Consider the following 12435-nt stretch of genomic DNA (forward strand, 5'->3'; position numbering starts at 1 on the left):
TGATGGGCGCGCTATGGGCAGAAATGTGCGGTCGATCCGGTGTCCCTGTACAGCCACTGCAACCGCCGTCTATTCGCGCTGGAGGATGTCTACCCCGGCAACGAATGCGCTTGTTCCATATTCGGGGCAATGATGTCAACGAGCGTTTCACGAACGGACACTGCGTCGACAGTCCGCACACCGGCGCTGTCTCAAGACGTCGCCTTCGAGCTGTTGAGCTGTCGACGACGCCGGTACGTCTTACACTACCTCAAACAAACTGACGGCGTTGCCACCCTCCGTGAACTCGTCTCACACGTCGCTGCCTGGGAGAACGGCATTTCCACAGCGGAGGTTACCTACGAGCAACGAACGCGTGTTTACACCGCGTTACGGCAGTCACACCTGCCGAAACTGGACGATGGGGGTGTCGTCTCGTTCGACGCTGACCGTGGGATCGTCGCCCTCACCGACGCCGCATCGGAACTCGAGGTGTATCTCGATGTCGTCCCACACGACGATATCCCGTGGAGCAAGTACTACGTCGGGCTGGGCGTCCTCTGTACCGGGTTCATCGCGGGAATGTGGGCTGGACTCCTCCCGTTTTCGCTGATTCCACCGTTGATCGGGACATCTCTGGTGACGGCGTTGTTTACCCTCTCAGCCGTGGCTCACGTCTATCACGACAATCGGATGCGACTCGGGATGAGTGGAGAACCGCCGAACGGTACCGGAGGTGAAGGCGCATGACCGTGCCCTCGAGTGTCAAAACCGGGGCTACCGTTCTCGTTGGCGGAGGAGTGTTGATTCTGTTAGTACTCGTCGGCATCATCGCCATGCCGGGCCTCGTCGGCGGAAACGACGCGTATATCGTCACGTCTGGAAGCATGAGCCCAACGATCGAGGCAGGTGATGTGATCGTCACACAGGACGTCTCCCCGGACGAGATCGAATCTGGAGACATCGTCACGTTCCACGACGGGAGCAATGAGCAGTCGGGCTACATTACCCACAGAGTCGTCGACGTTGTCGAAGAAAACGGCGAGCGATACTTCGAGCTAAAGGGTGATGCCAACGACAACCCGGACGAAGGACTTGTTCCGGCTGAGTACGCCCAGGGGGAACTCCACTGGCATATTCCGTACCTCGGACATCTCCTCCTGTTCGCTCGCTCGACTCTCGGCCTGTTCGTTCTCGTGATCGGGCCGGGACTCGCGCTCGTTGCATCGGGTAGCTGGCAGTTACTTCGGGAGTTTGGCTACGTCTCAGACGGTGGGGCGACCAACGATGGACAGCCCGAACTCGAGGGAACGACGAACGAGACGCCGGCGCTGGAGCCCGCCGCTAACGAGACGGCTGGGCACGCCCACACACTCGACGACGGTACCGACTCGGAGGCGGAACGATGATGGGGAAACACGGTGTCACATTCCTCGTCGGGATCGCGGTTCTCGGACTGCTCGTGACGGCGGTCACGTTCACACCCACGATAGCACTCTTCAGCGACGCGAGTACGTTCGAGAACAACTCCGTCAGCGCCGCCGAGGAGTGGGACCGCGTCTCCGTCACTACTGACGCTCCGACCAATGTCACCCGCGACGAGCCGGAGCCGGCGACGCTCGAGGTCACCGTCCAGAACGACGGTCACGGGCCAATCTGGGCCGAGTACGAGGTGGTCGTCGACAACGAGACCGTCGAAACGGAGTCGGGCGTCCTCGAGGGCGGTGAGACGTGGACTACGAGCCACAAGTTCAACACCACGACAGCGGATGACATCGACTGGGAAGTTACCGCCAACGGTAACAGCGAGAACGGAACGCTATCCGTTCTTGAGGATTCCGCTGGGACAGCTGGAGCGACTACCGCAAGCATCGACGAGACGAGCGACTCGAGCAGCGAGGACGAGACAGACGACGGTAGTGGGAACGAGACGAACGATGGCAACGAGGACGAGACCAGCGACACTAGCAGTGACCCGGACGAGACCGACTCTGACAGTGAGTGAAGCTGTTGTTCGCAACACGTAAGTTTTCACGTCTCCACGACGGCTTTCCGTTGTGCTGTTTCAACAGGCTCAGTGAGAACCGCTCTTGATCGCGCCGTTCGAGACCGACGATTCGCTCGAGTCCGGATATCCGTGGTGTGCCAGCAAGAGTAAGAACGCACCGACGAACACGACGTTTTTCAGGACGAACGCACCGAACGTATCGTACGCAAACGGAACTGGTGGTGCAAACGCGATCGATGGGACGATCGCGAGCGTGAGAAACGTAATGAGGTGGTGGGGGACGAACAGCAACGTTGCCATCCCAAGTCGGTTGCGCAAGAAACACACGCCGAGTACCACCTCGTAGATGCCGACAGCAATGGGGGCCATCGACGCCGGTGCGACGGTCGTAAATCGGCCTACCTCCGCGACGGCCATGATCGGTTCGTCGACCGGCGACGGCCCGGGGACAGCGAACTTCTGTATACCGAACGTGAGGAAGACGAACGCGAATGCGAATCGAGTTACAGGAGCGGCGTGAGCTTGAGCAGCGACCGCCAATCGTCCTGTGAGATATTTCTCGTACGTCTTCAAGAGTGTCCAAATCGATCCGATTTGTATCATTTGATACTAAATATTCGAGTACTATCACTTTAGAAATCGCTCTGGAGATGTCGTTAGCTATCTCGTACAATCGTTCTCAAACGATCGGAGCAACCGAGTCACTGTCGGCGTTACTGCGTGCTGGCTGTACAAGTGGTTGATTCCAGTCCGATATTCCGATCACGGTCGTGTATTCGAGCCGCTCCCACTGTGTCGCATCGCCTGCGAAGTGTGTGATCCTCGAGAAAACTGTGTATCCACACCGTACTTGTGTGTTGGTGTGTATTCTCGCTCCGTTGCTGTGCGCTCTTCGAAGAACGGATTACCTGACGTACACACGAACAATAAAAGAATAATCGTGGTCGTTGTCTCGAGACTCGCGCCAGAGCGGTTCGTTTGTCACATCCTTATCGGTGTGAGCTGGAGAGGCGCAAGTTCGGCCCCGCAACGAGGTTGTGACGGTTACTCGTTGGTTTTATGCCCTTCGACCCCTTTCGGACTCTTTCGCATCCCGGTGCCGTCGTTGTGGCGGCACTGCTCGGTGTAAAAGCCGATGTCGAACGACACGGAGTCAGTCTGGATCTCATTGGCGTGATTGACCGGCAGCCACCACGAGAAGCCGACGTACTGGGTCGTGGAGTTCACGAAGCACTCACGATCGCCGTTGCCATTGGACGGTTCAAGGGAGATACAGAAACTCACGTTACTGATATCCTGTTCTGTGGGAGTTGTTAGCGGATCCTCTTCTGGTCGGTTATCGCCACTGCTGCCGGGGTCGTCATAGTGATAGACGTTTGCACTCCCTTCAGAGGGAGTCCCGCCCTTAACGAGAACTTTGTCCACACAGAATCCATCCTCGTCACCCGCAAACGAACCGTCAGGCGAAGCATCGGTTTCCCAACTCGTGACGTTCCCATCCTCATCGAGACATACTGAGATATCACCGTATGCCGTCGTATATGTTGCACAGTTCCCCGGTTCGGGAAGAAGAGGTGCCTCAGGGTTATTGGGGTCGAAGTCGGCTTCGATTTTGATCGCTTCAGTTAGACCGTAATCCGTACAGAACGGGTTTGTTTGTTTCCTCCGATCCTGTGGTGTATCACCGGGGAAGTCTTCCAGGCTAGTGCTCCTATCGTCGTAACCACTCGTGTCACAGGTTCCTGGCGTAAGGGTCGAACCGTTATTTTCGTTGTTATTACCTGGATTAAGTGGAATACCGATTCCGTCGTCTTCTGTCTCCAGAAGCGTGAGTGCTTCCCGTAGCGTGAGTGGTTCGGGGAAGAGCAGTTTCTCTTGATCCTGATAGATATTGTCTCCACGTTCAGCATCTATATTCTCTCTCCACTCTCCCTCATAGTTGTCCATCCAGAACTGGACCAGGATTTCGTCAAGGAGTTCAACAACGCCGTCTTGCTCGTCGGGATCCTCGGCTTCGGGCTCAGTTAGTCCGTTCTCCGAGGCGTCTAAGAGTTCTCCGGTCAGCCACACGTAGCCGGGATTGTCACACAGGTGGAAACTAAGCGTTAGTTCACCGAAATCTCCCGGTTTGACGTCTTCGATGTCGATCAGCGGATCGCCAGGCTCGGTCATCTGCGGGTTCGGATAATCAATATTCGAACCGTTCTCATCCGGGTCGCCGCCGAACGTTCCCTGCGTTCGCAGTGGAGAAGTCAGAGCTGAATATTCCTTACGCTCATAATCTTCAACTGATGCGAGGAGTTCACAAGCCCGATCATCATCGAAATCTGCCTGTATCGCATCATACTTATCTCCTTCCTCGAGAATATCCGGGAACGCCTCGATAGCCGTGTTATTCATGAACTGGGCGACGTCCTTCTCGTGAACCCAGAGGAGATACTCTTCAGCCTGCGTGGGGAAGCCGACGTACTTCTCCGAGTTTTCAGGCTCTTCCATCACCGGATCGTATTCGAGTCCCTCGAGCTCGTCTTTGCTCCAGTCGCTGTAGTGTTCTTGCCAGTCGACTTTGAGGTCGAGTGCGCCTGCAACGAGCCTGTTATCTTTGAACGTCTCCTTATCACTGAAGAACGCACCTGTGCCTGCGCCTACGAGTGCCCCACCGACACCGATGGTTCCGAGTCCTGCGAGCACGTTTCGCCTCGAGACTGAACTTGTTTCGTCTGTCATGGTTATCATCCCCCACGTCGGAGTCGAGCTGCCGTGATACGGGATCGCCGCGTAGCGAGCCGCCGGACGCTCGCTCCGAGTGAGATACCAGAAGCAACCGGATGGAGGGGTGTATATATACACAGCCATGCAGACCGCTAGACGGAGCCTCGAGGAACTCGACAAACGGTAGTCAACTCGTTACGGATTTCCTGACTGTCCTCGCGCGTGTCAATGACGGGCTACCGATGTCGAACGCGACCGCTCGAGTGCCGTCGCTGCTCGCCATCGCCACTGAAGACAGTGATTGAAAATCAATCAGCTCAGTTATACGTCGTCTACGTCGACCCGAGTCCCGTACCCCGACTCGCCGACCACGTCACCATCTTCGTACACTACCTCGCCACGGACGACGGTGGACACCGCCTTTCCGGTGAACGATTCGCCGACGAACGGCGTCACGCAGTTTTTCGAGTGAAGCTCGTCGCTGTCCTCGAGCGTCCACTCGAGGTCGGGATCGACAATCGCGACGTCGGCGTCGGTGCCGACCTGCAGCGATCCCTTCTTGGGGTACAGTCCCCAGATTTGGGCGGGCCGGGTCGAGTGGCGACGGACCCACTCCTCGAGCGTGAGTCGACCCTGATCGACGAAGGTCAGCAGCGCTGGGACTTCGGTCTCGAGGCCGACGAAGCCCGAGATCGCGTCCCAGGTATTCCCGAAGGGGTCGTCGACTTTCTTTTCTTCGGGGGTGTGGGGTGCGTGGTCGGTCGCGATGCTGTCGATCGCGCCCTCGTCGATGCCGACGTCCCAGAGTTTTGCCTGCTCCTCGGCGTCCCGGATCGGGGGCTGAATCCGCGCCGGATTGCCTTTTTCGCGCATGACCTCCTCAGTGAACCACAGGTAGTGCGGGCAGGTCTCGGCGGTGACGTCGATACCCCGGTCTTTCCCGCGGGCGACGGCTTCGGCGGCCGAGCCCGAGGAGACGTGGAACATGTGAACCTTGACGCCGGTTTCCTCGGCGAAGGTGAGCATCCGCTCGACGGCTTCTTGCTCGGCGATGACGGGCCGCGAGTGGGAGTGATCGATCGGGTCGTTCTTCCCAGCCGTTTTGAACTGCTCGGTGTAGTGGTCGATGATCTCGCCGTTTTCCTCGTGGAAGCCGAGTCGTTTGCCCGTCTCGCGGATTTGCTCCATCGCCTCGAGGATTTCGCCGTCGTTCGGTGGCGGCACGTCCCCGACCGTCGAGCCGAGGAAGATCTTGTAGCCCAGCGCGCCGGCCTCGTCAAGATCCGGAATCAGCTCGAGGTTTTCGGACGTGACGACGACGTAACTTTGGAAATCGACGTGTGCCGACGCCTCGCCACGGTCGAACTTCAACTCGAGGTGCTCCGGGCGGTCAATTACCGGGTCGGTGTTCGGCATCCCGACGACGGTCGTCACGCCGCCGGCGGCGGCCGCACGCGTGGCCGACTCCCAATCTTCTTTGTACTCGAGTCCGGGCTCGCGGTTGTGGATGTGGCAGTCGACAATTCCGGGGACTAAGACGTTCCCCTCACCATCGAGGAGACGGTCTGCATCGGGCAGTCGGTCGCTTTTCCCGACGGCCACGATGGTTCCATCCTCGACGGCGATACCCGAATCGGGGGTTCGCCCGGCGGGGGTAACGACGGTGCAGTTGTGGACGACGAGGTCGACGGTCATTGCCGGGAGTTGCCAACCGTCGTGCATAATACCTTCTGTTGTCCGATAGCACGGCAGTCGGCCTCATCGCGCCAGTTCTATCGCCAGACTCGCGGCAGTAGCCCGTTCATACTCGAGCTAGGAACGCGGTATTCCCGCGGTACGAGTGCTATACTAAACGGCGTTGAGGTGGTGACTCGAGTAAATGGACTCGCAAGCGATTCGCGACGAAACCGTGCTCGTGACTGGTGGTGCGGGCTTTATCGGCAGTCATCTCGTGGACGCCCTGACGCCACACAACGAGGTTCGGGTACTCGATAACTTCTCGTCGGGTGACCGTTCACACCTCCCCGACGACGTGACCATTGTCGAGGGAGACATCCGCGATCCGATCGCACTCCAACAGGCCGCCCGAGGTGTAGACATTATTTTCCACCATGCTGCAGTCGTCAGTGTTTCCCGAAGCGTCGACGCGCCGCGTGGCAGCAACGAAACGAATCTCGATGCGAGCCTGCTCGTCTTAGAGCAGGCCCGCCAGGAGGATGCACGGGTCGTCGTCGCCTCGAGTGCAGCGATCTACGGCCATCCGTCCGACCTGCCGGTTCCGGAGACGGCGCAGACTGATCCAACGTCGCCCTACGGAATCCAGAAACTCGCACTCGATCAGTACACCCGACTGTACGAGGACCTCTACGATCTGCCGACAGTTGCCTTGCGGTATTTCAACGCTTACGGTCCACGTCAGCAGGGCCCTTACAGTGGTGTCATCTCGACGTTTCTCGAGCAGGCGCGGGCGGGCGAGCCGATTACGGTCGAGGGTGACGGCGAGCAGACACGTGATTTCGTCCACGTGAGTGATATCGTTCGGGCGAACCTGCAGGCTGCGACAACTGATAATGTCGGTAAAGCGTACAACATCGGGACGGGAACCAGAACGTCGATCAGGGAGTTAGCCGAACTCATTCGAGAGGCAACCGATTCGTCTTCATCGATCGTTCATCGGGCGTCCCGCCCGGGAGACATCAGACACAGTGGTGCGGACATCTCCAGAGCGAAGCGAACCCTTGGGTTCGAGCCACAGGTAAGTCTCGAGTGTGGGATCCGCTCGCTCGTCGAGGGGACGCGACTGGCACCGAAACGTGGGACTGCTGACTCCGTCGAATCAACGTAGGACCGTGTCTCGGTTCGGTTCTCTGACTGCTATCTGATAGTGTTGGTTCGAGGCCCTCCAACGGTCTCGAAACCCACTACGACAGGACTAGTGACAGTTGTTTCTGTGAGTGTAGGTGAAAGATAACTAACGGTAGCCACGGCCTCAACGCGGTACATGATCGATAACCTCATCGTCTTCGTCGTTAGCCTGCTAATCGGTGCTGTCGGCATTTATACTGGTGCCAAAGTCATTGTCGACGCCGAAAACTACACGTACGCGATCGTCACGGCGCTGTTGGGGGCGATCGTCTGGAGTATCGTTGGGTTCTTCCTCGGCTGGATCCCACTGCTCGGACCTCTGCTCGTGTTCATCGCTTATCTTGCGGTAATCAACGCACGATATCCTGGTGGCTGGGTCGACGCCGCTGCGATTACGATCGTTGCATGGCTTGGTGTCCTGGTCGTCCTCTATGTCCTTGCACTCGTCGGGGCCACTGGATTTGATGCCATCGGTGTTCCAGGCGTTTAGGACCGCCACGCGATCGGATTGTGAGTTGTCATCGAAGTGACTGTACGAAGTCTCTGAACTGATTCTGTGCAGGCGACGTTGGATGCAGAGATAGTCATCGAAATGTTTGTTTACCGAATAAATCGGAAAGAATCCGCGCTAGCCATCACGAACGTCCAACTGAGTTTATTCATCCATCTAAAGTACGCCGTTTCGAAGTCACACTGAGCCATCATTGGTGTCAAGGCAGTCGGCCAGCCGCGACCACGGCATGATGGCGACCAGTGTGCAAGAGCGACACCAACCGATCTCACGTGTTGCAGTACCGACACCCCTGTAGCACCTCACTGAACAACGCCAACGAATCGAACTCAAAATCAAGCTCCGTGACCCATCAATTACGATGAAATGCAGAAGAATACGAATAAATGATTGATAAAAAACATTTTCACGAGTGATGTCGACGATACAGAGCAGTGTGAGCGAACGTAGTCCCACCGAGCCCACATGAATATCGCTATTCGAACGTCCGCTACGATACTCGTTTCTGCCGGTACAGCGAGCGGTGGCATCGGTTCCGTGGGCGAGAGCGCTGCGATGGTCGTCAGATCCAGTCACGTCTATCCGCTTCAGATCGAATGGGGTCCGCATCTCGCCGCCCTCGTTGGCATTCTGGCACTTGCGCTTCTCAGCGGTGTTCTCATAGCTCGCAACCGATTCGCCAGTCACAACGCACTCGTGGCCGATCCGAAACCACGACCCGAGGAGTTCCTGACCGACCGCGAGAAAGTCAAGCAACTCGTTCGTGAAAACGGTGGCCGGATGAAACAGTCGAAGATCGTCGACTCGGTCGACTGGTCGAAAGCCAAAGTCAGCCGGCTACTTGCTGAACTCGAGGACGAGGGGCAGATCACGAAATTTCGTCTCGGACGAGAAAACTTGGTCTGTTTGCCGGGACACGAACCGACGGCCTCACGCACGCCCGAACAGCCGAAAAGCGAATGATGGTGATGCAAACGTATCAGCAATCATTGCTTTCTGAACCATAAAGATCGCCCAAAACAGCGCCAGATGACGTAGGATTTGATTAGACGCCGGAAGCGTTGTGTCTGTTTATCTGGTAAACTCGCGAGTAGCCATTGCCTTTAGGGCATAGACATGACTGCACGCAATCAGCTACTTGTGGTACTTACCGCGTTAATGCTCGTGTGCTCGAGCGGGGCGATGGTCGCCGGTGCGACACCGGCTCCGGCCGTCGACGAGGACACGACTGCTGACGATGGTGAGTACGACGCATCCGACGAAGCGACAGCTCCGGATGACGAACCGGACGACGTATCGGCCGATGAAGACGAGGACTCACCCGCTGAAACAGCTCCTGATGAAGGACAGGACGCGCACGTGACGTTCTCCGATCAGACAACTGATGGCGAGACGGTCGTCGTCGACGAAGTCACCATGGCGAGCGGTGGGTTCGTTGCGATCCACGACAGCAGCCTGCTCGTCGGGGACGTAATCGAGAGCGTCATCGGGAGCTCCGAGTATCTCGAGCCAGGCACACACGAGAACGTCGAAGTGACGCTCGATGAGCCGCTCGAGGAGGACGAGACGCTAATCGCGATGCCACATCGCGATACGAACAACAACGAAGAGAACGACTTTGTCGAGACCGACGGAGAGGTTGACGGTCCGTACCTGACGGCTGACGACGAACCAGTGACTGACGATGCTGTCGTCACTGTCGGTGACGCTGACGAAGACGTGCCGGCTGACGAAGACGTGCCGGCTGACGAAGACGTGCCGGCTGACGAAGACGTGCCGGCTGACGAGGACGTGCCAGCTGAAGAGGACGAGGACATGCCGGCTGACGAGGACATGCCGGCTGAAGAGGACATGCCGGCTGAAGAGGACGAGGACATGCCGGCTGAAGAGGACGAGGACATGCCGGCTGACGAGGACGTGCCAGCTGAAGAGGACACTGCTGCCGAGGACGACGTGATCGATGTCGTCATCGAACGGATGACCGTCTACGTATACATCGGTGACCTCTCGGATGATATGCCGGTGGATGAGGGTGCCGATACTGGGGTCGATACGACTGATGACGGTGCTGAAGACGACACCGATAGCGATACCGGTGTCGACGACAGCGACGACGTGACCGAAAATGATACCGGTGTCGACGACAGCGACGATGTGACCGAAGACGATACCGGCGTCGACGAAAGCGACGACGTGACCGAAGACGATACCGTCACGCTCGAGAACGTCGAACTCAATATCGTCATTAACGAGCTAACGATCGTCCCGGTCGATGATCCGCATGAAGTGGGAATGGAAGACGAGCTCGATGAAGATGCCGACGACCCCGCTGTGGATGACTCCACTGACGACGAACACGCCGAGGAAGACTCCACTGACGACGAACACGCCGAGGAAGACTCCACTGACGACGAACACGCCGAGGAAGACTCTGAAACGGAGTCGAACGGTGAACTGACCGATATGGTCGGCGAAGACGGCGAAATCGTCATCGAAGACGTCAGTATCTACGTGTTCGTCGAAAACCTCGACGAAGTCCTCGAGGAGTTCATGGATGACCACCAGACCGACGCGGAGTCCGAAGACTCCGACGAGCAGCCAGTCGATACGGAGTCCGAAGACACTGAAGACACAGGAGCAACTGACGACACGGATGAGTCCGTTGACTCCGGAGACGCTGAGCCAGTGATTGGCGCTGTTGGCACGCGGTAGCGACTCGGACCGCCGAAATCAGTCCACTGGACATCTGTTTTTTGAGGACTCGAGCAGTACACGACTGTCTGTTACGAGTGAAACGACCGTCGGTTAGACGGACTGGGACACGGCCGGTGGGCCATAATAGCTCCCTCGGCTGAGAATTCGTACGGCACCCGTGGCGTACGGTGTTCAGCCCAGCAGTCGATAGAGACTGCTCGCGGCAACGGCCAGTAACACGAGTACACTCGAGAGGACGGGATCGATGTCCGATAGCAGGGGGACGCCCAGTCCGGTGAGGGCGATCACTGCGAGGCCAAGTACACAGAGCGCCAGGTGGAGTTTGAGGACGGACGATTGTTGCCCCTGGTGGCCGTCGATATACTGTAAGACGTCGACGAAGTGCGGCCCCGGTTGGATCGTCTTTGCATCGGAATCATACTCGATCACGGCGTCTTCTTGCAGCTGTGGGAGATGGGTCTGTTGCAGGGAGACGTAGACACTCTTGTAGAGGTTGTTCGGAACAGGGGTAGTGTCGGATTCGGTGGCGGCGATTTCGGAGGCGATATCCGAGACGTCGACCTGACCGGCCTCGTCTGCAAGCAACTGAACGATAGCTCGCCGTCTGTCGTTACCGAGGATGTGAAACACTTCACTTTCAGCAAGTGACTCGGTCCGATTGGTTTGGACAGACATCGATCAGGAACAACGAGAGTTATTGACGGGGCGTCCACCACCAGCTACCATGCATAATAGCGCTTCGTAGACCACTAACTTTAACTTTTGCAGACTAACCCTTGCTTGAGAGGCTGCTACTGCAAGCGAGACTGCGGGAATTCGAGTAGGGCCGGAATACGATCACCTGTCCGAGCTGGCCGGCTCGAGTCTGTTGTGGCCGAACGAGCAGGCTGTAATACTATCCAACAGGCGGGACTGTTGGCGCTGACTGTTCTACACTGTCGATTGTTCACCGGAGCAATGTAACCATCCGCAGCGATCCCGGAAATAATGCGTTATCGATATTATCGCTTGCCCGGCAGATGATTGCCGGACTGCATTTCGCGATAGGTCGTACAGGCCGGGCAGCCATGGACGACATCGCCGTTGTCGCCGAAGACGCGGGCGAACTGTTGGGTGACGTGTGTACCGCAGTTTCGACAGCGGGCACCTGCTGTCGACGATTCCATGGGTTTCCAGTCTTGTTGTGTAGACTTCATGATTGTGGGGGTGGTACGCGGACGAGCTGTGGCGGACGTCTTGTAGTGTGGGTCGTCGCTGGGAACGTGCCGAGATCGGGTTGCAGTCGCCGTCAGCACTGCCACAGCCATCCGTGCATCGTCCTACCGAGGGGGGCAAACGCGAATAAAGGACGTAGACTGTTTACTCAGAGAGAGGGGCTGGGAAGCGCGAAATACGTAGTTTCCGGTCGATAGTTCGGGATAGACGCGCTGAACCTCCAATTGAGTGGGATTCGACACTGCTGATACTGTGTCGAATTTAGCTGTATTGGCCTGTATTTGAGTTCCAAATACGATATTGACCGGGGAGGCCTCTCTCGAAAGCAGTCATTTCCCGATAGAAATATGGAGTTTCGTCGAAGAACGATCTTATTTCGCTGGATAAGGTACATCGTTATAAAATACCACTATCGCTTACCGATCGTTGT

The 12435-nt window shown here is 57.3% G+C and carries 12 protein-coding genes; 7 read left to right on the forward strand and 5 right to left on the reverse strand.

Going from position 1 to position 12435, the window contains the following annotated elements; all coding sequences use genetic code 11:
- Positions 1–132: 132 nt before the first annotated feature.
- Genes BW940_RS11545 through BW940_RS11555 form a run of 3 tightly spaced genes read left to right on the forward strand, consistent with a single transcriptional unit; the run spans position 133 to position 1984 of the window.
- Entirely contained in the window at positions 133–729 is a 597-nt protein-coding gene (locus BW940_RS11545) for a DUF7344 domain-containing protein (protein WP_076609405.1), read from the forward strand.
- Entirely contained in the window at positions 726–1388 is a 663-nt protein-coding gene (locus BW940_RS11550; protein ID WP_076609356.1) for a signal peptidase I, read from the forward strand. Before BW940_RS11545 ends, BW940_RS11550 begins: the two co-directional genes overlap by 4 nt.
- A complete protein-coding gene (locus BW940_RS11555) occupies positions 1385–1984 on the forward strand; it encodes a hypothetical protein (RefSeq protein WP_143823887.1) in 600 nt (199 codons plus the stop codon). Before BW940_RS11550 ends, BW940_RS11555 begins: the two co-directional genes overlap by 4 nt.
- Positions 1985–2053: 69 nt before the next feature.
- Here the strand turns inward: BW940_RS11555 and BW940_RS11560 are convergent, their stop codons facing one another.
- The 3 genes from BW940_RS11560 to allB form a co-directional block, all read right to left on the reverse strand.
- Positions 2054–2404: a hypothetical protein gene (locus BW940_RS11560; RefSeq protein WP_143823888.1), complete on the reverse strand. Its 351-nt coding sequence runs from the start codon at positions 2402–2404 to the stop codon at positions 2054–2056.
- A gap of 627 nt (positions 2405–3031) precedes the next feature.
- The gene (locus BW940_RS11565; protein ID WP_076609359.1) at positions 3032–4714 is read right to left on the reverse strand and encodes a hypothetical protein; all 1683 of its coding nucleotides are present in this window, start codon (positions 4712–4714) and stop codon (positions 3032–3034) included.
- 306 nt (positions 4715–5020) lie between these two features.
- Positions 5021–6394 carry an allantoinase AllB gene (gene allB / locus BW940_RS11570; RefSeq protein WP_076609360.1) on the reverse strand — a complete coding sequence of 458 codons (1374 nt, stop codon included), beginning with the start codon at positions 6392–6394 and terminating at the stop codon, positions 5021–5023.
- 184 nt (positions 6395–6578) lie between these two features.
- Here allB and BW940_RS11575 point away from each other — a divergent pair, with 184 nt between their 5' ends.
- The 4 genes from BW940_RS11575 (at position 6579) to BW940_RS11590 (ending at position 10787) form a co-directional block, all read left to right on the forward strand.
- Positions 6579–7544, forward strand: a complete 966-nt coding sequence (locus BW940_RS11575) for an NAD-dependent epimerase/dehydratase family protein (protein WP_076609361.1) — start codon at positions 6579–6581, stop codon at positions 7542–7544.
- A 156-nt stretch (positions 7545–7700) separates the two neighbouring features.
- Positions 7701–8054 (forward strand): hypothetical protein, encoded by a 354-nt coding sequence (locus BW940_RS11580; RefSeq protein WP_076609362.1) that lies wholly within the window; start codon positions 7701–7703, stop codon positions 8052–8054.
- Positions 8055–8630: 576 nt separating this feature from the next.
- Positions 8631–9038, forward strand: coding sequence for a helix-turn-helix transcriptional regulator (locus BW940_RS11585; RefSeq protein WP_235847799.1), 408 nt, complete (start codon positions 8631–8633; stop codon positions 9036–9038).
- A gap of 195 nt (positions 9039–9233) precedes the next feature.
- Positions 9234–10787 carry a DUF7282 domain-containing protein gene (locus BW940_RS11590; protein WP_235847798.1) on the forward strand — a complete coding sequence of 518 codons (1554 nt, stop codon included), beginning with the start codon at positions 9234–9236 and terminating at the stop codon, positions 10785–10787.
- Between the two features lie 174 nt (positions 10788–10961).
- Here the strand turns inward: BW940_RS11590 and BW940_RS11595 are convergent, their stop codons facing one another.
- On the reverse strand, positions 10962–11465 hold the full coding sequence (locus BW940_RS11595) for a DUF7344 domain-containing protein (protein ID WP_076609365.1): 504 nt from the start codon (positions 11463–11465) through the stop codon (positions 10962–10964).
- Between the two features lie 326 nt (positions 11466–11791).
- Positions 11792–11956 (reverse strand): DUF7563 family protein, encoded by a 165-nt coding sequence (locus tag BW940_RS21815; RefSeq protein WP_173834883.1) that lies wholly within the window; start codon positions 11954–11956, stop codon positions 11792–11794.
- Between the last annotated feature and the right edge of the window lie 479 nt (positions 11957–12435).

The organism is Natronorubrum thiooxidans, from assembly GCF_900156475.1.
GTDB lineage: Archaea > Halobacteriota > Halobacteria > Halobacteriales > Natrialbaceae > Natronorubrum > Natronorubrum thiooxidans.